Source organism: Deinococcus sp. KSM4-11, from assembly GCF_004801415.1.
Taxonomy (GTDB): domain Bacteria; phylum Deinococcota; class Deinococci; order Deinococcales; family Deinococcaceae; genus Deinococcus.
This window is the reverse complement of the sequence record NZ_SSNX01000002.1, coordinates 600290-621071: the sequence shown is the minus strand read 5'-3', so window position 1 is coordinate 621071 and position 20782 is coordinate 600290. Positions and strand designations below refer to the sequence as shown.

General features: G+C 69.6%; 20 protein-coding genes and 1 pseudogene. All 21 read left to right on the top strand.

Going from position 1 to position 20782, the window contains the following annotated elements:
• The first annotated feature begins 67 nt into the window (after nt 1–67).
• The 21 genes and pseudogenes from E7T09_RS09850 (at nt 68) to E7T09_RS09755 (ending at nt 20673) form a co-directional block, all read left to right on the top strand.
• A complete protein-coding gene (locus tag E7T09_RS09850) occupies nt 68–1540 on the top strand; it encodes an endo alpha-1,4 polygalactosaminidase (RefSeq protein WP_136388977.1) in 1473 nt (490 codons plus the stop codon).
• Nucleotides 1541–1580: 40 nt separating this feature from the next.
• Nucleotides 1581–2516, top strand: a complete 936-nt coding sequence (locus tag E7T09_RS09845; RefSeq protein WP_136388976.1) for a carbohydrate ABC transporter permease — start codon at nt 1581–1583, stop codon at nt 2514–2516.
• Nucleotides 2503–3390: a carbohydrate ABC transporter permease gene (locus E7T09_RS09840; protein ID WP_136388975.1), complete on the top strand. Its 888-nt coding sequence runs from the start codon at nt 2503–2505 to the stop codon at nt 3388–3390. Before E7T09_RS09845 ends, E7T09_RS09840 begins: the two co-directional genes overlap by 14 nt.
• Before the next feature lie 44 nt (nt 3391–3434).
• Complete coding sequence (locus E7T09_RS09835; RefSeq protein WP_136388974.1) at nt 3435–4685, top strand: sugar ABC transporter substrate-binding protein; 1251 nt, start codon at nt 3435–3437, stop codon at nt 4683–4685.
• Between the two features lie 2 nt (nt 4686–4687).
• A pseudogene (locus E7T09_RS22575) lies at nt 4688–5428 on the top strand (BadF/BadG/BcrA/BcrD ATPase family protein); the annotation flags it as partial.
• 89 nt (nt 5429–5517) lie between these two features.
• Nucleotides 5518–5691 (top strand): hypothetical protein, encoded by a 174-nt coding sequence (locus E7T09_RS21875; RefSeq protein WP_168734786.1) that lies wholly within the window; start codon nt 5518–5520, stop codon nt 5689–5691.
• Nucleotides 5688–6638, top strand: coding sequence for an SIS domain-containing protein (locus E7T09_RS09825; RefSeq protein WP_136388973.1), 951 nt, complete (start codon nt 5688–5690; stop codon nt 6636–6638). The genes E7T09_RS21875 and E7T09_RS09825 overlap by 4 nt, the downstream gene beginning before the upstream one ends.
• Nucleotides 6635–7462: a class II fructose-bisphosphate aldolase gene (locus E7T09_RS09820; protein WP_240741721.1), complete on the top strand. Its 828-nt coding sequence runs from the start codon at nt 6635–6637 to the stop codon at nt 7460–7462. The genes E7T09_RS09825 and E7T09_RS09820 overlap by 4 nt, the downstream gene beginning before the upstream one ends.
• Before the next feature lie 2 nt (nt 7463–7464).
• Nucleotides 7465–8346, top strand: a complete 882-nt coding sequence (locus E7T09_RS09815; protein WP_240741727.1) for a 1-phosphofructokinase family hexose kinase — start codon at nt 7465–7467, stop codon at nt 8344–8346.
• 24 nt (nt 8347–8370) lie between these two features.
• Nucleotides 8371–8673 (top strand): hypothetical protein, encoded by a 303-nt coding sequence (locus E7T09_RS09810; protein WP_136388971.1) that lies wholly within the window; start codon nt 8371–8373, stop codon nt 8671–8673.
• A complete protein-coding gene (locus E7T09_RS09805) occupies nt 8670–9941 on the top strand; it encodes a Gfo/Idh/MocA family protein (RefSeq protein ID WP_205746976.1) in 1272 nt (423 codons plus the stop codon). The genes E7T09_RS09810 and E7T09_RS09805 overlap by 4 nt, the downstream gene beginning before the upstream one ends.
• Before the next feature lie 256 nt (nt 9942–10197).
• The gene (locus tag E7T09_RS09800) at nt 10198–11772 is read left to right on the top strand and encodes an ABC transporter substrate-binding protein (protein ID WP_136388970.1); all 1575 of its coding nucleotides are present in this window, start codon (nt 10198–10200) and stop codon (nt 11770–11772) included.
• A gap of 89 nt (nt 11773–11861) precedes the next feature.
• Nucleotides 11862–12800, top strand: coding sequence for an ABC transporter permease (locus E7T09_RS09795; protein ID WP_136388969.1), 939 nt, complete (start codon nt 11862–11864; stop codon nt 12798–12800).
• On the top strand, nt 12797–13645 hold the full coding sequence (locus tag E7T09_RS09790; RefSeq protein ID WP_136388968.1) for an ABC transporter permease: 849 nt from the start codon (nt 12797–12799) through the stop codon (nt 13643–13645). Before E7T09_RS09795 ends, E7T09_RS09790 begins: the two co-directional genes overlap by 4 nt.
• The gene (locus E7T09_RS09785; protein WP_136388967.1) at nt 13642–14664 is read left to right on the top strand and encodes an ABC transporter ATP-binding protein; all 1023 of its coding nucleotides are present in this window, start codon (nt 13642–13644) and stop codon (nt 14662–14664) included. The genes E7T09_RS09790 and E7T09_RS09785 overlap by 4 nt, the downstream gene beginning before the upstream one ends.
• The gene (locus E7T09_RS09780; protein ID WP_136388966.1) at nt 14661–15713 is read left to right on the top strand and encodes an ABC transporter ATP-binding protein; all 1053 of its coding nucleotides are present in this window, start codon (nt 14661–14663) and stop codon (nt 15711–15713) included. The genes E7T09_RS09785 and E7T09_RS09780 overlap by 4 nt, the downstream gene beginning before the upstream one ends.
• The gene (locus E7T09_RS09775) at nt 15710–16702 is read left to right on the top strand and encodes a GntR family transcriptional regulator (protein WP_240741720.1); all 993 of its coding nucleotides are present in this window, start codon (nt 15710–15712) and stop codon (nt 16700–16702) included. The genes E7T09_RS09780 and E7T09_RS09775 overlap by 4 nt, the downstream gene beginning before the upstream one ends.
• Nucleotides 16702–17409 (top strand): creatininase family protein, encoded by a 708-nt coding sequence (locus E7T09_RS09770; RefSeq protein WP_240741719.1) that lies wholly within the window; start codon nt 16702–16704, stop codon nt 17407–17409. The genes E7T09_RS09775 and E7T09_RS09770 overlap by 1 nt, the downstream gene beginning before the upstream one ends.
• Nucleotides 17406–18473: a ketopantoate reductase family protein gene (locus E7T09_RS09765; protein ID WP_136388965.1), complete on the top strand. Its 1068-nt coding sequence runs from the start codon at nt 17406–17408 to the stop codon at nt 18471–18473. Before E7T09_RS09770 ends, E7T09_RS09765 begins: the two co-directional genes overlap by 4 nt.
• Nucleotides 18470–19237 carry an SDR family NAD(P)-dependent oxidoreductase gene (locus E7T09_RS09760; RefSeq protein WP_136388964.1) on the top strand — a complete coding sequence of 256 codons (768 nt, stop codon included), beginning with the start codon at nt 18470–18472 and terminating at the stop codon, nt 19235–19237. Before E7T09_RS09765 ends, E7T09_RS09760 begins: the two co-directional genes overlap by 4 nt.
• Entirely contained in the window at nt 19234–20673 is a 1440-nt protein-coding gene (locus tag E7T09_RS09755) for a dipeptidase (RefSeq protein WP_240741718.1), read from the top strand. Before E7T09_RS09760 ends, E7T09_RS09755 begins: the two co-directional genes overlap by 4 nt.
• Nucleotides 20674–20782: the final 109 nt, after the last annotated feature.

The window sequence follows — 20782 nt, the reverse complement described above, 5'->3', positions numbered from 1 at the left end:
CCGCGTGGCGCACGCGGCTCGCCGAGCTCAACGTGGCCGCGACCATCGTGCCACTCGGGAGGATTTCATGAAGCGTCAAGTGTCCCTGTTCACCCTCAGCGTCCTGACAGCCTCGCTGGCGTCGGCCCAGACGACCTCCCCGGATTCCGTGCCCGCCACCAGCGTCGCGCAGGCCGTCCACAAGACCATCACGATCGGCGGCGACCTGAAGCAGTGGGACGGACTCCCGCTGTACCGGGTCATCCAGAGTAACGGGGTGCCAAGCGTGCCGGTGAAGAACAGCGGGTATTACTCGGTGGCCTGGGATGACCAGAACCTGTACGTGCTGGGCGTGTTCGATCAGCCCAAAGACACCGTGCTCGCCAAGCTCGGGCAGGATGCGGGCGAGTGGTGGAACGACGACGTGCTGGAGCTGTTCATGCGGACGAATCCGTACGCCAAGGCGCCCGCCGATCTGCACTTTGCCATCAACCCCGCCGGCACCCGCTTCAAGGCGTACACCGCCACCACCGAGTACAAGAGTGCCGGACGCATCGAGGAGGGCCGCTGGGTGCTGGAACTCGCCTTTCCTCTGAACAGCGCCACCCTCCCTGGCGCGAAGGCCGGCGACGTCTGGGCGCTGAAAGTCGGGCGCGAACACCAGAAGGCCGCCGAGTTCCCCCTGTGGCCGATCGGCGGGGACTTCAACTCGCCGAACAACTACGGCTACGTGGCCTTCGTCGAGCAGGCAGGCGACGCCGCTCCGCTCGCGCAGACGATCAGCACGGCGCTCGGGAAGTCGCCCGCCGGAGCGCCCCTGACCAGCCGCGTGTCGGACATCGGATCGTACTCCGTGTACTACGGCAAGAAGGCCGCCGACGTCGAGAACCTGAAGAACTACGACCTCGCGATCGTGCAGCCGTATACCGTGACCGACGCGCAGATCCGGGCGCTGCACGACAACGGCACGCGCGTCGTCTCGTACCTGACCATTGGCGAACTCGACAAGAACAGTCCCTACGCCAGCCGCGTGAAGCCCGAGTGGATCCTTGGCGAGAACAAGAACTGGGGCTCGAAGTTCATCGACGCGGCGCAGCCCGGATGGCAGGCGATCGTCGCCGAACAGGCCGCCGCACTGATGAAACGCGGCTTCGACGGGGTGTTCCTCGACACGCTCGACACGGCCGACCTGTACCCGCAGAGCGGACCGGGCCTGGTGAAGATCGTGGAGAATCTGCGCGCCACGTACCCGGACGCCGTGCTGGTGCAGAACCGGGGCTTCGCCCTGCTGAACGCCACCGCGCCCAGCATCGACGCCGTGATGTTCGAGAATTTCTCCAGCGCCTACGACTTCGGCAAGAAAACCTACGGCAATGTGGACGGGGATCCCAGCTTCGTGGACAAGCTCAGCAAGCGCGGACTGGTCGTGCTGGCCCTCGACTACGCGCAGACCACCCAGCCGGACGTGATCACCCGCGATTACCAGCGCGCCCGGTCGTACCACTTCATTCCCTTCGTCTCCACCATCAACCTCGACGAGCTCCTCGAGGTCAACCCGTAACGCGCGACCCCGGCTTCCACCTGAGTCCGAAGGAGGTGACATGCAAGCTTCTCCCCCCATCCTGACCCCTGCGCTGAAATGGGCCCGCGTCTCGCCGATGCGCCGCCAGGAAACGCTGCTGGCGCTGCTGCTGATCCTGCCGAGCACGCTGGGGATCGTGGTGTTCGCGGTGCTGCCGATCGTGGCGTCGCTGGGGATCTCGCTGACGGACTGGGGCGGCCTGAGCCGACCGAACTTTGTCGGCCTGCAGAACTACGCCACCGCGCTGCAGGATTCGCGGGCCACATCCGCCCTGTCGCACACCCTGATTTACGTGCTGCTGGCCGTACCGACTGGCGTGGCCATCTCGATGACGCTGGCCGTGTGGATCAACAACCTGCGGGCCGGGTGGCTGAGGGCGGTGTTCCGCACGGTGTACTACCTGCCGATGGTCACGATCGGCGTGGCCGTGGCGCTGCTGTGGCAGGTGCTGCTCGCGCCGCAGGGCGTGGTGAACCTGATCCTGGGGTGGCTGGGTGTGCATGGACCGAACTGGTTGGGGTCGCCCCAGTGGGTGCTGCCAGCGGTGGCGGTGTTCAGCGTGTGGCAGGGTTCCGGGCAGGGCATCATCCTGTTCCTGGCCTCCCTGGCCAGCGTGCCCAAAGACCTCTACGAGGCCGCGCAGCTCGACGGCGCACGTCCCTGGGAGGCCTTCCGGTTCATCACGCTGCCGATGGTCAGCCCCACGGTATTCCTGGTGCTGGTGCTGAGCCTGATCGGGGCCTTGCAGGTGTTCGAGGCGGTGCTGGTGCTGTCGAACGGCGGGCCGGGCGACAGCAGCACCACGGTCGCGCTGTATATCTACAAGACGGCGTTCACGTTCTTCAAGATGGGCTACGCGTCCGCGCTGGCCTGGCTGCTGTCGGTGATCCTGATCGCCCTGATGGTCGTGCAGTGGCGCACGCAGAACCGCTGGGTGAACTATGACCAGGTCTGAAGTGGTACGCAGCGCGGCAGGAGCGGCAGACCGGCGCGACGCGACCATCCGCGCCCGCACGCAGGGGTCGCAGGCAGCCCTGGTCGCCTTCCTGACGCTGGGCGCGCTGGCGATCCTGCTGCCCTTCGCGTGGATGATCCTGACGTCCTTCAAGACGCCCGCCGAGGCGTACACCTGGCCGCCCGTGTGGCTTCCCGCGAAGTGGAGCGTCGCCAATTTCACGCAGCTGTTCCACACGCTGCCCTTCGCGCGGATGTTCTTCAATTCCTTCTGGACGAGCGTCGTGATCGCCACGCTGAACATCGTCTCGGCCGCGCCCGCCGCCTACGCCTTCGCGCGGCTGCGTTTTCCGGGGCGGGGGCTGTGGTTCGGTTCCCACCTGCTCTCGCTGATGATCCCGTGGCAGGTGACGATCATCCCAGTGTTCCTGCTGATCCGTGCGCTCGGCTGGTACGACTCATTCACCGCGCTGATCGTGCCCTCGATCGCCAGCGGGTTCACCGTCTTCCTGCTGTTCCAGTTCTTCCGCTCGCTGCCGAGGTCGCTGGAGGAAAGTGTGCTGATCGACGGCGGCTCGTGGTTCACGGCCCTGCGACACGTGGCGCTGCCCGCCGCAAAGGGCGCGATTGCCGCCGCGTGGCTGTTCTCGTTCCTGGGCAACTGGCAGTCCTTCATCTGGCCGCTGATCGTCCTGCAGAGCAGCGAGAAGATGCTGCTGCCGGTGGGCCTGCTGAGCCTGCAAAACCAGTACTCCGTGAATATCCCGGTGCTGATGGCTGGGGCCACCCTGTCCACCCTGCCGACCGTCATCGCGTACCTCTTCGTTCAGCGCTACCTCACGGACGCCGCCATCACCAGCGGCCTCAAAGGCTGATCCGCGTGTTCATCCGCCCTCTCCCCCCCCCTGGAGGCCATGCCATGACCAAGACCCTGCTCCTGCTCGCCGCCCTGTCCGCCACCGCCGTCTCGACCGCCACCGCCGCCACTACCATCGACTACGCCACGTGGGACGGCACCCGCCAGACCGCCGACGAGGCCCTGATCGCCGCGTACAACAAGTCCCAGTCGGACGTGGTCGTGAAGTACAACCTGGTGCCGTGGGGCGTGTACTGGCAAAAGGCCGCCGCCATGACCGCCGGGGGTTCCGGCTTCGACGTGATGTGGATGAACCTCGACAACTTCCCCTTCTACCAGTCGCAGGGGGCGCTGGCGCCCATCACGTTAGACGCCAAGACATCCTCTACGCTGCCCACGGTGCGCGCGAATCCGTACCGCGTGGGCGGGCAGCTCTACGGCGTGCCGCTCGGGCCCCAGCCGGTCACGGTGTACATCAACCGCGCGCTGTTCAAGGAGCGGGGTGTCCCGGTGCCCACGACCTCGTGGACGTACGCGCAGATGCTCGACGCCGCGAAGAAACTGACGTTCATGAAAGACGGCAAGCAGATCTACGGCATCAACGGCGCCGACCTGCAGTCCGACCTGGAGTACGGCATGAGCTTCTACTACGGCGCGGGCGGCCAGGGCCTGATCAAGAAGACCGGCGACACCTACGCCCCGAACCTCGACGCGACCTTCCAGAAGACCTCGCAGATGCTGCTGGATCTGATCTACAAGGACAAGGTCGCGCCTGGCCCGCAGGCCGCCACACAGCAGGGGTACCAGATGTTCCTGGCGGGGCAGATGGGCATCCTGGTGCAGGGCAGCTGGATGGTGTCCACCTGGGATCAGAACAAGGATCTGGACTGGGCCTTCGCGCCCTTCCCCAGCGTGGACGGCAAGCAGCCCCGGCCGGTGGTGAGCGCGCACGCGCTGGTGATTCCCAAGGCCAGCAAGAACCAGGCGGCCGCGCAGAAGTTCGTCACCTGGATGAACACCTCCACGCAGGCGCAGCGGATGTTGGCCCAGCGCGGCCTGCTGCCCACGCTGGCCGAACAGTACAAGAGCCAATACCTCGCGGCGCTGCCCGGCCGGAACGCGCAGACGGTGTTCGCGCAGTTGCCGAACTCGGTGGTCATCAACGCGGATCTGCGCTCGCTCAAGAGCCTGCCGGAAGTCCTGACGGTGCTGAACCAGAAGTTGAACCTCGCGTGGACCGGCAATGCCAAGCTGCCCGACGCGATCTCGCAGGCGTCTGCCGGCATGGCCGACCTCCTCAAGCAGAGCAAGTGACCATGACGGACACCTGGGTGCTGGGCCTGGACGGCGGCGGCAGCAAGACTGCGCTGGCGTACCTGGGGCCGGGCGGTCAGGTGTCCGGGCCGTACTACGCGCCGGGGATCAATCCCTTCGACCGGCCCGGGTGGGCCGACGGACTGGCCGCCTTCCTGGCGGCGCACCCCGCGCCGGGGCCGCTGGCGGCCGCCACGCTGGGCCTGCCCGGCTACGGCGAATCGCCCACCGTGACGGCGCAACAGGACGAGGTCTGCCGCGCCCTGATTCCCGTGCCCCACACCCTGATGAATGACGTACAGGCTGCCTTCCACGGCGCGTTTCCGGGCGGCGTCGGTGCCCTGCTGCTCGCGGGCACCGGCTCGATGGCCTGGGCCAGCGACGGGACACGACATGTCCGGGCGGGCGGCTGGGGCGACGGCTTCGGGGACGAGGGCAGCGCGTACTGGATTGGCCGCACCGCACTCGGCCTGGCCACCCAGGGCCTGGACGGCCGCCACCCGGACACGGCTTTCTCACACGGATTGCTGGCCCCGCTCTTAAACGGTGAGGTCACGCAGGCACGGCTGCTCGACTGGTACGCCGCCCTGCCGCACGTCCGTTCCGGCGTGGCGGCCCTGGCGCGCCGCGTGGACGTCATGGCGGCGAACGGCCAGCCCACCGCCCTCAGCGTGCTGGACGGCGCGGCCGACGAACTCGCGAAGCACGTCCACGCCGTCCGGGCGCACCTGGGTATGCCGGAACTGCCCTGGAGCCACGCCGGGAGTGTGCTGGGCAGCCGCACCCTACTGGACGCGCTGGCCAGGCAACTCGGAACACGCCCCGTTCCCCGGTGCTCCCGCCGCTCGGGGGACCGCTGTACCGCGCGGCCGTGCTGGCTGGGCACGATCCAGCCCACACGCTGTCGGTGCTGGCCACCGCCCTGGAACCGACGTCCCGACCCCTTCCGGTGCCCGGCACTCCTCTGCACTCCGTCACCGCCCCCCAGCTCCAGGAGCCCTCATGAACCCGACCCTCCGCAGCATCACCGAACAATTCCACTACTGGCACCAGGCCGCCGTGCCTGGAGCCCTGCACAGTGGAGAGCCCCATGTCCTGCTGGGCTGTGGTACCTCGTATTACCTGGCCCAGAGCGTGGCCGCCGCGCTGAACGTGGCGGGCGTTCACGCGCTGGCCGTGCCGGGCAGCGAGTGGCTTGGCCGCCCGGACGCCTATCTTCCGGCGGGCACGCACCCACGCGTGATCGCGTTCTCGCGCAGCGGCGAGTCCACCGAGACCGTCGAGGCCGCACGCCGCAGCCAGGAACTGGGCCTGCACGTCACGGCCCTGACCTGCGAGGCGGGCAGCGCCCTGACCCGCCACGCGGACACTGTGCTGTACACGCAGACGCATCCGGAGGAGGGCATCGTGATGACGTCCTCGGCCAGCCTGATGATGCTCACCGGCCTGAGACTGGCCGGACTACCCTACGGCGACCCGGAGATCAGCGCGGCCGAGGCCCTGCTCCGGCAGATGCACTCGACCTGCGGGGACGTGATCGCGGGCCGGTCGCACTTCGTGTTCCTCGGCGCAGGCGAACTGTACGGCGTCGCCCAGGAGGGTGCGCTGAAACTGCAGGAAATGAGCCTGACCTACACGCAGGCGTACCACCCGATGGAGTACCGCCACGGCCCGGTCAGCCTGGTGGACGAGCGCACGGTGGTCGTGATGCTCGCGCACCCGGACAGCGCCACCGAGGACGCGCGGCTGGTGGACGAACTGCGCGCCAAGGGCGCGCGCGTGATCGGCTTTGGCGTCGGCGCCGATCTGACGCTGGACGTGCAGGGCACCGCCATGAACCGCGCGGTCACGGTGCTTCCAGCGCTTCAGGTGCTGGGCGAATGCGTGGCGCAGGCCAAGGGGCTGGATACGACCGCTCCGCGCTGGCTGACCAAGGTGGTGACGCTCGCGTGAGCGTGGCCTTGCGGCAGGCCCGCCGCAGCGGTCTGGAGGTGCTGCGCGCCGCGCGGGCCGACGGGTACGCCATCGCGGCCTTCAACGCCGTGAACCTGGATACGGCCCAGGCCGTCGTGCAGGCCGCCGAGGCGCAGCGGGCGCCGGTCATCCTGCAGTTCTCGCAGAACGCGGCGCGGCACGGGGGCCTGGCACCTCTGGCCGCGCTGGGCCTGAGCCTGAAGGCCGACGCGGGCGTGCCAGTGATCCTGCATTTCGACCATGCCGAGACGCCCGAGATCGCCGTGCAGGCCCTGCGCTCGGGCTTCGAGGGCGTGATGCTGGAGGGCGACGACCCGGCGCTGCTGCGCCCACTGGCCGCCCTGGCCCACGCCGGCGGCGGGTACCTGGAGGCCGAGTACGAGGTGGTCGAGAAAGGCGAGCGGCGTGGGGAGCGGCACTGTCCGGCGCGGCTGGGGCACTTCGCGCAGGAGTCGCACTGCGACCTGCTGGCCGTGGATCTCGGCAGCGCCCACAAGCACGAGCAGAAAGACGCCCAGCTGGACTTCGCCCGGCTGGACGCCCTCGCGCAGGCCACGCCCCTGCCGCTGGTGCTCCACGGCGCGAGTTCGGTGCCCGAGGCGCAGCTGGCGCAGGCGGCCCGGCAGGGGATTGCCAAGGTGAACCTCGCCACGGACCTCACGCTGGCCTTCACGGGGGCCGTGCGGACGGCCCTGGGGGGGGGCGACACCGACCCCCGAGCGTACCTGGGGGCCGGGCGCCGGGCCATGCAGGCCCGCGCGGAGGCATACATCGCCCTGCTGGGCGGAGCGGGGCGCGCTTGATCGTGGCCCTGACCCCGAACCTCAGCCTCGACCGGACGCTGTGGCTCGACCGGCCACTCGTTCCTGGCCGGTTGCACCGCGTGCCAGAGGTTCACGTGGCAGCAGGTGGCAAGGGCCCCAACCTCGCGCGGATCGTGCGGGCCTTCGGGGGCGAAACCTGCGTGGCCGGGGTGGTGGGCGGCTTCGGCGGCGCACGCTTCCGCGCGCTGCTGGCTGACGAGGGCCTGGATGGTGTGCTGGAGGACGTCGTGGGCGAAACCCGCGAGTGCCACATCCTGCTGGAGGCGGGCGGCACGCATCCCACCGAGATCAACGAGATGGGCCCGGCCTATCAGCCGGACGCCGTCGCCCGCCTGCTGGCCCGGCTGCCGGACGGTCAGGTGGCCGTGTGCGGCAGCCTCGCGCCCGGCACGCCCCCGGACGCCTTCCGGGACATGCTGCGCGCGCTGCCCGGCGCCGTGGTGGATTCCAGCGGCCCCGGCCTGCACGCCGCGCTGGAGGCGGGCGCGCACCTGATCAAGCCGAACGAGCACGAGCTGGAGGCGCTCACCGGGCAGGGCACGCTCGCGTCGGCCCGCGACCTGTACGCCCGCCGCGGCGTGCCCGTGCTCCTCACGCGCGGGGCCGAGGGGGCCGCGTACATCGGTGAGGAGGTCTGCGAAGTCAAGGCCCCGCAGGTCGAGGTGCGCAACCCGGTGGGGAGCGGCGACGCGCTGCTCGGTGCTTTTCTGTACGCCCGGCAGGCGGGCCAGTCCATCCCCGACTCCCTGCGGCTGGCCGTGGCAGCGGGCAGCGCGAACGCCCACCTGGGAGGCCCGCTGCGCTTCGACGCGGCCGTGGCCCGCTCGCTGCTGCCCAGCACCCACGTGACCCTCCTGGCCTGACCCGTCCACTGCGAGGAGACCACCATGCAACGACCCGCTGCACTCCTGACCTTCCTGCTGCTGTCCTGCGCGGCACACGCGTCGACCACCATCACCTACGGCCCCTGGGACGAGACCCGCCAGGACATCGACAAGGCGCTGCTGGCCGATGCGGTGCGTCACCGTGACCCGGAACTGGCCGTGCAGGCGCCCCTGCTCGACCCGTTGACGGCCGCGCGCTGCTCGCTGGACGAGATCCGCGCGGTGTTCCGTGAGCTCGTGGCGGCCGAGCGGGCCGACCTGCCCGCGTTCCTGCAGGACGCCGCGCCGCAGGACGTGGGCGCTTGAACCCGGAGCGTCCTGTCCGGCTCCTGATCCTCGGGGCGGGCAGCCGGGGTGGTACATACGCCGACTACGCGCGGCGACACCCGGACGAGTGCGTGGTGGTGGGTGTGGCCGAACCCGACGTGGTGCGGCGCGCGGCCTTCGCGCAGGCGTACGGCCTGCCACCAGGGGTGGTGTTCACCGACTGGCGGGACGCCCTGGCCCTCCCCAGGTTCGCGGACGTGGCCGTGATCGCCACCCAGGATGCCGACCATGTCGCGCCCGTCGAGGCAGCGGCCCTGCGGGGCTACCACCTGCTGCTGGAAAAACCCATGGCCCCCGACGAGGACGGCTGCCGCCGCATCGTGGCCGCCGCGCAGGAGCATGACGTCCTGCTGGGCGTGTGCCACGTGCTGCGCTACACCGCGTACACCCGCGCGCTCAAGGCCGTGCTGGAGGCCGGCACCATCGGGGAGATCGTGTCGGTGGAGCACCTCGAACCGGTCGGGTACTGGCACCAGGCGCACTCCTTCGTGCGCGGCCACTGGCGCAAGGAAGCGCAGAGCAGTCCCATGCTGCTCGCCAAGTCCTGCCACGACCTCGACTGGCTGCGCTACGTGGTGGGTCTGCCGTGCGAGCGCGTGTCGTCGGTCGGGAGCCTGAAGCACTTCCGGCGCGAGCACCAGCCGCCCGGCGCCGCCGACCGCTGCGTGACGTGCCCGCCGGGGGTCGAGCAGGCCTGCCCGTACTCGGCGACCCGCTTTTACCTGGGCCATCTGGAGGCTGGAGAGACGGGCTGGCCGCTGAATGTCGTCACGACCGACTTCACGCGGGAGGGTGTGCTGGACGCCCTGGCCCACGGCCCGTACGGACGGTGCGTGTATGCCTGCGACAACGACGTGGTGGATCATCAGGTGGTGAACTTCGGGTTCCGGGGCGGCGTGACGGCGTCGTTCACCATGACGGCCTTCACGCGGGCGCGCGGGCGTGAAACGCGCATCTTCGGCACGCGCGGCGAGGTGTACGGCGACAGTCAGGTCATCCGCGTGTTCGACTTCCTGAGTGGTGAGATCACGGAGATTGACACCGCCGTGACGTCCGATGGCAGCATCCGTTCCGGGCACGGTGGCGGGGACGACGGCCTCATGGCCGCGTTCGTCGCGGCGGTGCGGCGAGGCGATCCCTCGCTGATCCTCAGCGGTCCGCAGGAAACGCTGGAAAGCCACCTGATGGTCTTCGCCGCCGAGAGGTCTCGGCACGAGGAGCGGGTCGTCCGGCTGGGCGACCTCTAACGAACCGAGGTGTTCTGCCCGGCCTCCCGGACAGGGCCGGGCGGTTTCGCATGGCCCCACTCCGGTTGCGGCTGGCCGTGGAGTCTGCTTCGTGAGCTTAGAGCCGCAGGAGGCCCCTGCTGGCCAGCATTTGCGGGATCCACCAGCGGCGCTGCGTTGGCCTTGCCAGATCGCGGGGCGAGTGTTATGGTTCCCCATAACAATCCGTCAGGTGTTATGAACGTTCTGCTCACGCAGGCGTTCTGGAGGTAGGGGTATGAACCGACTGTCACGTGCCACGCTCGCCATCGCCGCCGCGCTCACCGTGTCCCACTCGCTCGCCGCCACCCGCGGCGGCACCCTGGTCTTCGGCCGCTACGCCGACTCGCTGTTCCTCGACCCCGTCCTGAACGACGCGAACCTCGACATCTGGATACTGACGAACCTCTACGACACGCTGCTCCAGCCCACCGCCGACGGCAAGCGCGTGCAGCCGGGCCTGGCCAGCCGCTACGCGGTCTCGGCCGACGGCAAGACCATGACCCTGACGCTGCGCAGCGGCATCAAGTTCGCGGACGGCAGCCCGATCACGGCGGCCGACGTGAAGTGGAGCCTCGACCGCGCCCGCAACCCCGACAACGGCGCGTGGAACGGCCTGATCAGCTCCATCGACTCCGTCGCCGCGAGCGGCAACACCGTCACGCTGAGCCTCAAGCGCCCGGATCCCTCGCTGCCGTCGGCGCTGGCGACCTTCAACACGGGCATCATGCCCCAGAAGCTGTTCGCCGCCGCGCCCGGCGCGAATGACGCCGCCAAGGCCAAGGCCTTCGCCGAGAAGCCCATCGGCTCCGGTCCCTTCGTGCTGAGCGAGTGGAAGCGCGGCTCGTACATGGTGCTCAAGCGCAACCCGTACTACTGGAAGCTGGGCGACGACAAGAAGCCGCTGCCGTACCTGGATACGCTGCGCTTCGAGATCATCCCGGACGACAGCACCCGCATCCTCAAGCTCCAGGCGGGCGAGATCCAGGGCGCCGAGTTCATCCCGCTCAGCCGCGTGGCCGAACTCAAGGCCGACCCCAAGATCAACATGGTGCTGTTCCCGTCCACCAAGGTGAACGACATCATCATGAACAATCGCCCCAAGCTCAAGGACGGCAGCGACAATCCCCTGTCGGACGTGCGGGTGCGGCAGGCGCTGAACTACGCCGTGGATCGCAACGCTCTGATCCAGCTGGTGACCTTCGGCACCGGCAAGCCCATGAAGTCGTTCATGTCGTCCGGCACGCCGCTGTTCGACGCGTCCCAGAAGGGCTTCACGTATGACCCCGAGAAGGCCAAGGCGCTGCTGAAGGCCGCCGGCTTCGCGAATGGCATCGACGTGACCAGCATGGCGACCTCGGGCAGCGCCGATGACCAGGCGCTCCTGACGGCCCTCCAGCAGATGTGGGGCGCGGTCGGCGTGCGGCTCAAGATCGAGCAGCTCGACGCCGCCACCAAGACCGCGCGCTACCGCGCCAACGACTTCCAGATGCGCACCGGCGCGTGGACCGACGACATCGCCGATCCGAGCGAGATCACCGGCTACTACGCGGTGAAGGGTGAGACCGAGGCCGCCCACACCGGCTTCAGCGATCCCACCATCGAGAAGCTGTTCGTGCAGAGCCAGCAGGAAACCGACAAGACCAAGCGCGCCGCGCTGTACAAGCAGATCCAGACGCTGTACACCGCCGCCTCGCCCACCATCTACCTGTTCGAGACCCCGTATGCGGTGGCCCTCCTCAAGAGCGTCAAGGGCTTCAACCAGATTCCGCTCGGCAACAACATCTTCGAACGCACCTCGATCGAGAAGTAACAGCCGACGCTTCCCCCGTCCCGCGCGCCACGTTGCCCCTGAGTCAAGGCGTGGCGCGCGCTCTATTCCATGACCTGCAAGGAGGTGTCATGCACTCCAGTTATGTGATCCGGCGGCTGCTCCAGATCATTCCGCTCTTCCTGGCCGTGATGGTGCTGGTGTTCCTGCTGGTGCACCTGATTCCCGGTGATCCGGTCAGCACCCTGCTGGGCGACCGGGCCACGCCGGACATCGTCGCCCGCGCCAACCGGGAACTGGGCCTGGACAAACCCCTGATCGTGCAGTTTGGCCTGTTCGTGAACCAGGTGTTGCACGGCAACCTGGGCGAGAGCATCAACCTGAAGGTGCCGGTGCTGAGACTGATCGCCGACCGGTTGCCGATCACGCTGTTCCTGACGGTGTACGCCGCCCTGCTGGGCGTGCTGATGGCGGTGCCGCTGGCGGTGCTGGCGGCCGTGCGCCGCAACACCTGGGTGGACGCCGTGATCCGCGCGGTGTTCCAGGTGGGCCTGTCGCTGCCGGTGTTCTATGTGGCGCTGCAACTGCTGACGCTGCTGGGCGCACGCCTGGGCTGGTTTCCCATCGGCGGCTACGGCGAGACCTTCGGCGACCACCTGTACCACCTGTTCCTCCCCGCCCTGACGCTGGGCCTGAACCTCGCGGCGGTGCTGGTACGCACCCTCAGAAGCGCCGTGATCGAGGTGCTCACGGCCGAGTACGTGGAGTTCGCGCGCGCCAAGGGCATGAGCGCCCGCGTGATCCTGTCCCGGCACGTGCTGCGCAACGCCCTGATCTCCACCGTCACGCTGCTCGGCCTGAACATCGGCGCGCTGATCGGTGGAGCGGTCATCACCGAGACGGTGTTCGCCATTCCCGGCGTGGGCCGCCTGATGGTGGACGCCATCTTCGGCCGGGACTATCCGGTCATCCAGGGCCTGACGCTGACCTTCGCGGTGCTGGTGTCGCTGGTGTTCCTGGTGACCGACCTGGTTCACGCCCGCCTCGATCCGCGCGCGGAGCTGACATGACGACCATTGCTGCGCCGACCGCCACGCCCAGCCGCACCCGGCGGTGGCCGAAACCCACCCTGCTGGTCGGGCTGGCCCTGCTGCTCGTGCTGCTGGCCCTGGCGCTGTTCCCCAAAGCGCTCTCGCCCTACAGCCCCACCGACTTCGACTACAAGGCCATCCTCCAGGGCCCCAGCGCGCGGCACCTCTTCGGCACGGACAATTTCGGTCGGGACGTGCTGAGCCGCGTGATCCACGGCACCCGCATCGACCTGCAGATCGCGCTGTTCACGACCCTCTTCCCGTTCATCTTCGGCACGCTGCTGGGCGCGCTGACCGGGTACCTGGGCCGCTGGGCCGACGCGCTGGTCGGGCGGATCGCGGATCTGGTCGTGGTCTTCCCGTTCCTGGTGCTGGTTATCGCCATCGTGGCGGTGCTGGGGCCAGGCCTGACCAACATGTACATCGCGGTCAGCGCGGTCGGGTGGGTGTCGTACTGGCGCCTGACGCGCGGCCAGGTGATCAGCGAGAAGAAGGCCGAGTACGCGCAGGCTGGACGGGTGCTCGGGTACTCACCGGCGCGCATCCTGCTGCGGCACCTGCTGCCCAACGCGGTCACGCCGGCCATCGTGTACCTGATGACCGACATGAGCCTCGGCATCCTGCTCGGTGCGTCGCTGGGCTACCTGGGGCTGGGCGCGCAGCCGCCCACCCCGGAGTGGGGCGTGATGGTCTCAGACGGCAAGAACTTCATGGCGACCGCGTGGTGGATCAGCACCTTCCCTGGATTGGCCCTGACGCTGGCCGGCGTGACCTTCTCGCTGATCGGCGACGGACTGGCCGACGCGCTGAGGCCCCGCTCATGAGCGGCCACCTGGCATCCACACCGTCTCCCCTGCTCTCGGTGCGCGACCTGAACGTCCGCATTCCCACTCCGGGCGGCACGCTGCACGCCGTGCGGGGCGTGTCCTTCGACGTGAATCCCGGCGAGGTGCTGGGGCTGGTCGGCGAGTCGGGCAGCGGCAAGAGCGTCACGCTGCGCGCCCTGACCGGCCTGCACCGGCCGCCCATCGCCATGACCGGCGAGGTGATGTACGGCGGCGAGAACCTGCTGAGCGCGAGCGAGGCGCGGCTGCGGCAGGTGCGCGGCGCGCAGATCAGCATGATCTTCCAGGAACCCATGAGCGCCCTGAACCCGGTGCTGACCGTGGGTGAACAGATCGTGGAGAACCTCAGCGCGCACCGCGGCCTGCGGGGCCGGGCGGCGCAGGAGCGCGCCGCGGAACTCCTCGACCTGACTGGCATTCCCAGCCCGCGCGCGCGGCTCGCCGACTACCCCCACCAGTTCTCCGGCGGCATGCGCCAGCGCGCCATGATCGCCATCGCGCTCGCGTCTGAGCCGAAGCTGCTGCTGGCCGACGAGCCCACCACGGCGCTGGACGTGACCATCCAGGATCAGATCCTGCGGCTGCTGCTGCGGCTGCGCGAGGAACTGCACATGGGCATCATCCTGGTCACGCACGACTTGGGCGTGGTCGCGCAGACGTGTGACCGCGTGGCCGTGATGTACGGTGGCCGCCTGATGGAGACCGCGCCCGTGCAGGCGCTGTTCGCCCAGCCCCGGCACGCTTACACGCTGGGCCTGCTGCGCAGCCTGCCGGGGGCCGGCGCGCAGCGCGTGCCACTGGTTCCTATTCCCGGCGGCCCGCCAGACCTGCGTCACCTGCCCGACGGCTGTGCGTTCGCCCCACGCTGCGCGTTCGTGACCGACGCGTGCCGGGGCGCGGAACCGCCGCTGATCGGGATTGCCCCGGAACGGGCGAGCGCGTGCGTCCATGCCGCCGAGCTGCCCTCCCCGCATGAACGTCTGGAGGTGGACGCATGACGGCCCTGCACACCGAGACGACCGCCGCCGCCACCACAGCGCGCCCGGTGCTGATGATCCGCGGCCTCACGAAGACCTTCGCCGCGCCGCAGTCCCTGCTCTCCCGCTGGCAGGGGCAGCCGCGCCGGGTCGTGCAGGCCCTGACCGACGTGAACCTGGAGGTGCGCCGGGGCGAAACGCTGGGCATCGTCGGCGAGAGCGGCTGCGGGAAGTCCACCCTGGCCCGCACGCTGGTGCGCCTGTACGACGCCGACTCCGGCAGCGTCCAGTACGGTTCGCAGGAGGTCACGGCCCTGCACGGAGCGGAGCTGCGCGCGTACAACCGCAAGGTGCAGATGATCTTCCAAGATCCGTACTCCAGCCTGAACCCGCGCATGACGGTCGCTCAGGTGCTGAGCGAGGTGCTGACCGTGCACCACATGCGCCCGGCGGATCAGGTGGAACCGCGCATCGCAGAGCTGCTGGCCCTCGTGGGCCTGCCGCCGGAAGCGGCCGGGCGGCTGCCGCATGAGTTCAGCGGCGGTCAGCGCCAGCGCATCGGGATCGCGCGGGCGCTGGCGCTGGAACCGGAGGTGCTGATCGCGGACGAACTGGTCTCCGCGCTGGACGTGTCGGTGCAGGCGCAGGTCGTGAACCTGCTGCTGGAACTGCAGGAGCGATTGCAGCTGACCGTCCTGTTCGTCGCCCACGACCTGCGGCTGGTGCGGCACCTCTCGCACCGCGTGGCCGTGATGTACCTGGGCCGGGTGGTCGAGGTGGCCGATACGCAGGCCATGTTCCAGACCCCCCTGCACCCGTACACGCAGGCGCTGCTGGCCGCCGCTCCCACGCTGGAACCGGGCAGCCGCACCGCCGCGCCGGCCCTGAGTGGGGAACTGCCCAGTCCGCTGAACGTCCCGAGCGGCTGCGCCTTCCGGACGCGCTGCCCGCAGGCCTTCGGGCGCTGCGCGGAGGAACGTCCGGCCCTGCTGTCCCAGCCGGGCGGCGCGCAGGTCGCGTGTCACCTCTACGATGTCCGGCCGGATGGCGTGGGGACGGGCACGCCGTGACCTCACCCGCCCCGGTGACCTCCGCCTTCAGCCGGCCTTTCACCATCGACCGGTCCCTGGACGTGCCGGTCGGCGCGCAGCTGCGCGGGCAGCTGGAGTACGGCATCGCGTGTGGAGAGATTCCGCGCGGCACCCGGCTGCCCAGCGTGCGGGAACTGTCGCAGGAGCTGGGGGTGGCGCACGTGACGGTCGCCCAGACCTACAAGGAACTGCTCGGGGCGGGCCTGATCGTCACGGCGCGCGGCCGGGGCACGTACGTGGCGGACGCACCGCGGGTTCCAGCCGGGCCGGATCACGCGCGGCTGCGGAACCTGATGTCCGAGTGCATCCGCCAGGCGCAGCACGAGGGCTTCACGCTGCGCCAGATCGGCGAGGTCACGCAGGTGCTGCTGGCACGCGGCGGCGCGACTCCGGCCACGGGCGTCAGCATCGTCCTGGTCGGCCTGTTCGCGGACGCCACGCGCTCCTATGCCGCCGACCTCCAGCCCTTCTTGCGCCCGGAAGACCACGTGCAGGCCGTCACGCTGGGCGAGCTGAGGCTCGGCGAGAACCTCGACGTCGCCCGCTCGGCCGACGTGGTGCTGGCCCTCGCGCACCGGCTTTCGGACACGCAGGCGCTGCTGGCCAGCGTGGACGTCATCCCGGTGGGCTTCATTCCCAGTCAGGAGACCCGCGCGGCGCTGGCCGCCGTCAGTCCGCTGTCCCGGGTGGCGCTCGTCACGACCTTCGAGGAGTTCCTGCCCACCTTCCTGGGCGGCGTGAAGAGATTCGCGCCGCACGTCTCGAACCTCATGACCACGCACCTCCACTCGCCGGGCCTGCAAGCCGTGCTGGAGGGCGCGGACGTGATCGTCCACGCCACCGGCTCCGAGATGGTGCGCGACCTCGTACCCGGCAAGCCCGCCTTCGAATACCGCCACATGATCGACCCGCGCGACGTGGAAGGGCTGGTGCTTCCCGCCGTGGACGCCCGCCGCAAGGAGCCCTGATGACCCCGATTGAACAGATGAACTGGATGCAGGTCGAGCAGTACCTCCAGCACGACGACCGCTGCGTCCTGCCGCTGGGCAGCACCGAGCAGCACGCCTACCTGAGCCTCGCGGTGGACAACATCCTGCCCTCGAAACTGGCCTATGAGGCCGCCGGACCGCTGGACATTCCGGTCTTCCCGGTGCTGCCCTACGGCATCACGCCGTATTTCCGGGGCTATCCGGGCAGCGTGACCCTGCGCGTGGACACCTACCTGAGCGTGGTTCGCGACATTCTGGACGGCCTGTACGAGCAGGGCTTCCGGCGCATCCTGATCGTGAACGGCCACGGCGGGAACTCGCCGGCGCTGGGCCTCTCCGGTGAGTGGATGGCGGACCATCCGGGCGCGCAGGTCAAGTTCCACAACTGGTGGAACGCGCCGCGCGTGTGGGCGCAGGTGCAAGCGACCGACTCGAACGCCAGCCATGCCTCGTGGATGGAGAACTTCCCGTGGACGCGCTTAGGCGGCGTGACCATGCCCGACGTCGAGAAGCCCGCCGTCAACCTCGACCGGCTGCGGCTGCTCTCCCCCCAGGCGCTGCGCAACTACCTGGGCGAGGGCAATTACGGTGGCCGCTTCCAGCGGCCGGACGCCGACATGCAGGCCATCTGGGACGTGGCAGTGCAGGAAACCCGTGACCTGCTGGACGGCGGGTGGGTGGAATGAGCGCGGCCGGCGAGGACGATCAGCAACGCGTCCTGATCTGGGGCGCAGGCGCGATCGGCGGCACCATCGGGGCCTACCTGATCCAGGCGGGCGTGGACGTGACCTTCGTGGACGTGGCCGAGGATCACGTCCAGGCCATCCGTGCCGGTGGACTGCAGATCACCGGTCAGTTCGGTGACTTCACGGTGCCGGCCCCGGCCTACACCCCGGAGGACCTGTCCGGGCAGTGGCCGCTGGCGCTGCTGTGCACCAAGGCGCAGGACACCCGGTCGGCGGGCGAGGCGCTCGCGCCGCACGTGACGGAGGACGGGGTGGTCGTGTCCGTGCAGAACGGCCTGAACCCGCTGATCCTGAACGACATCTTCGGCGCCGGGCGCGTGCTGGGCTCCTTCGTGAACTTCGGCGCGGATTACCTGGGGCCGGGCGTCGTGACCTACGCGGGACGCGGCGCCGTCGTGGTGGGCGAGCAGGATGGCGAACTGACGGATCGTGCCCGCAAGGTACACGCGCTGCTGCGGCAGTTCGAGCCGATGGCGGTGCTCAGCCAGAACATCATGGGCTACCTGTGGAGCAAGCTCGGGTACGGTGCGCTGCTGTTCGCGACCGCCGTGACGGACGACGGGATCGCCGACGCGCTGGCCCGGCCGGACAACCGGGAGATGTACATCGAACTCGGCCGTGAGGTCATGCGGGTCGCGCGGGCGCACGGCGTCACTCCGGAGGGCTTCAACGGCTTCGACCCGGCGGCGTTCCTGCCGGGCGCGAGCGACGTGCAGGCGCGGGCCAGCATGGAGGCCATGGTCGCCTTCAACCGCCGCAGCGCCAAGACGCACAGCGGCATCTGGCGGGACCTGTCGGTGCGCAAGCGCCGCACGGAGGTGGACGCGCAGGTCGGCTGGGTGGTGCACTTCGGGCAGGAGCACGGCGTGCCCACCCCGCTGAGCGCCCTGCTGGTGCAGCTCATCCATGACATCGAGGACGGGCGGCGCACGCTGGACCCCGCTGGTGAGGACGGTCCGAACATGCAGGCCCTGCGCGCCGCCATCCCGGAGGTGACCGCGTGAACATCGAATTCAAAGGGCAGACAGTGATCGTGACCGGCGCCGGGCACGGCTTCGGACGGGCCATCGCGCTGGCGTTCGCGTGGGAAGGCGCCGCCGTCTGGGCGTGCGATGTGAACACCGAGGGGCTGGGCGAGACGGCCCGGCTGGCCGCCCACGACGGCCTGACGGTTCAGACCCGAGCGGTGGACGTCACGGATCGGGGGGCGGTGGCGGCCTTCGTGACCGAGGTGGCCGGGGCGACCGGTCGGGTGGACGTCCTCGTGAACAACGCGGGCGGCGTGCTGGGCCAGGTGGGCCGCCCGCTGGAGGAGATCAGCGAGACCGACTGGCGCACCATCTTCGCCGTGAACGTGGATGGCGCCTTCAACTTCGTGCAGGCCGCCGCGCCGCACATGAAACGCCAGCAGTCCGGGCGGATCGTGAACATCTCCAGCGGCGCGGGCCTGGGCATCAGCCTGACGGGCATCCAGGCCTACGCCAGTGCGAAGGCCGCGCAGATCGGCCTGACGAGACAGCTCGCGCATGAGCTGGGCGAATGGGGCATCACCGTGAACAACGTCGCGCCGGGCTTCGTGCGCAGCAACCCCACCACCGAGCGCCAGTGGGAGAGTTACGGCGAGGAAGGGCAGCGCAAACTGGTGCAGAACATCGCCCTGAAGCGGCTGGGCACTCCAGACGACATCGCCAGCGCGGTGCTGTTCTTCGCGTCGAAGCAGGCCGGCTGGATCAGCGGTCAGGTGCTCAGCGTGGACGGCGGCAAGTGACCCGCACGGCACCACCGCGCTGGCCGGACGCGCGGCCCGGCGCGGCCCCGCTGCCCGCTGGCCTGGAGGGCACGCTGGCCCTGCTGCGCGAGCGGGCGGAAGAGTCGCTGGCGGAACTGGTCGAGTTCGGCGGCATCCCGAGTGTCAGCGCGCAGTCTGGGCATGCCCCGGACATGCAGCGGGCCGCGCAGTGGCTGGCTGGCCGCCTGGAGCGTGCCGGCCTGCAGGGCGTGACGCTGTGGCCGACCACCGGGCATCCCGCCGTGTACGGCGAGTGGCTGGGCGCCGCGGGCGCCCCGACGGTGCTGGTGTACGGGCATTACGACGTGCAGCCGCCGGAACCGCTGGAGCTGTGGCACACCCCGCCCTTCACGCCGACGGTGGTGGGTGACCGGCTGTACGGCCGGGGCGTGAGCGACGACAAGGGACCGCTGCTGCTGACCGTGCAGACCGCCGACGCCCTCCTGAACGCCACGGGCCGCCTGCCGCTGAACGTAAAGTTCCTGTTCGAGGGCGAAGAGGAGGTCGGGAGCGCGCACCTGCCCGCGCTGGTGGCGCAGCGGGCGGCGGAACTGAGCGCGGACTTCGTGATCAGCGCCGACGGCGGCATGTGGAGCGCGGACTTCCCCTCGCTGACCGTCAGTGGACGGGGCATCACGGCGCTGGAATTCACGGTGCACGGCCCGGCGCACGACCTGCATTCCGGCCGGCACGGCGGCAGTGTCCACAACCCGCTGCACGCGGCGGCGGCGCTGGTCGCCAGCCTGCACGACGCACACGGCCGGGTGGGCGTGCCCGGCTTCTACGACGGCGTGCAGGAACTCGGGGCCGATGACCGCGCGGCCCTGGGTACTCTCCCCTTTTCGGACGCGGCCTACCTGGAGCAGACGGGCGCACCGGCCGTGTACGGCGAGGCCGGGTATTCCACGCTGGAACGCCAGTGGCACCGCCCGACCGTCGAAGTGAACGGCCTGTGGGGCGGGTATACCGGCGAGGGCAGCAAGACGGTGCTGCCCGCCGAGGCCCACGTGAAACTCACCTGCCGGCTGGTGCCGGGTCAGGAACCGGAGCGCGTCAACCAGCTCCTCCGGGAGCACCTGACGGCCCACACGCCGCCGGGCATCCGCCTGGACTTCCTTCCCAGCGACCACCACGCCAGCGCGTATGCCCTGCCCGCCAGGCATCCCGCCCGCGTGGCCGCGCGTCAGGTGCTCCAGGACGTCTACGGCCAGGCACCGCTGGAGGTCGGAATGGGCGGCTCGATTCCCATCCTGGAGACCTTCCAGTCGGTGCTGGGGCTGGACTCGGTGCTGTTCTCCTTCGCGGTGGGCGATGAGAACATCCACGCGCCGAACGAATTCTTCCGCATTCCGCGCCTGTACGAGGGCCAGGAAGCGTGGGCGCGGCTCTGGTGGGCGCTCGGCACCGGCGCGTGACAGCGGTGTTCCGTTCCACCCAGGGGGCACCTCCCTGGGCTCCACTCCAACCGCTGTCTGTGGCGGCGACTCGCTCCGCTCGCCCTAGATCGATTGAAGGTCAACCCCT

What these genes read in the sequence shown, in the direction of transcription:
- E7T09_RS09825 (WP_136388973.1), top strand. Translation starts at nt 5,688, where the DNA reads ATGAACCCGACCCTCCGCAGCATCACCGAACAATTCCACTACTGGCAC.
- E7T09_RS09790 (WP_136388968.1), top strand. Translation starts at nt 12,797, where the DNA reads ATGACGACCATTGCTGCGCCGACCGCCACGCCCAGCCGCACCCGGCGG.
- E7T09_RS09835 (WP_136388974.1), top strand. Translation starts at nt 3,435, where the DNA reads ATGACCAAGACCCTGCTCCTGCTCGCCGCCCTGTCCGCCACCGCCGTC.
- E7T09_RS09840 (WP_136388975.1), top strand. Translation starts at nt 2,503, where the DNA reads ATGACCAGGTCTGAAGTGGTACGCAGCGCGGCAGGAGCGGCAGACCGG.
- E7T09_RS09845 (WP_136388976.1), top strand. Translation starts at nt 1,581, where the DNA reads ATGCAAGCTTCTCCCCCCATCCTGACCCCTGCGCTGAAATGGGCCCGC.
- E7T09_RS09780 (WP_136388966.1), top strand. Translation starts at nt 14,661, where the DNA reads ATGACGGCCCTGCACACCGAGACGACCGCCGCCGCCACCACAGCGCGC.
- E7T09_RS09850 (WP_136388977.1), top strand. Translation starts at nt 68, where the DNA reads ATGAAGCGTCAAGTGTCCCTGTTCACCCTCAGCGTCCTGACAGCCTCG.
- E7T09_RS09795 (WP_136388969.1), top strand. Translation starts at nt 11,862, where the DNA reads ATGCACTCCAGTTATGTGATCCGGCGGCTGCTCCAGATCATTCCGCTC.
- E7T09_RS09800 (WP_136388970.1), top strand. Translation starts at nt 10,198, where the DNA reads ATGAACCGACTGTCACGTGCCACGCTCGCCATCGCCGCCGCGCTCACC.
- E7T09_RS09810 (WP_136388971.1), top strand. Translation starts at nt 8,371, where the DNA reads ATGCAACGACCCGCTGCACTCCTGACCTTCCTGCTGCTGTCCTGCGCG.
- E7T09_RS09765 (WP_136388965.1), top strand. Translation starts at nt 17,406, where the DNA reads ATGAGCGCGGCCGGCGAGGACGATCAGCAACGCGTCCTGATCTGGGGC.
- E7T09_RS09770 (WP_240741719.1), top strand. Translation starts at nt 16,702, where the DNA reads ATGACCCCGATTGAACAGATGAACTGGATGCAGGTCGAGCAGTACCTC.
- E7T09_RS09785 (WP_136388967.1), top strand. Translation starts at nt 13,642, where the DNA reads ATGAGCGGCCACCTGGCATCCACACCGTCTCCCCTGCTCTCGGTGCGC.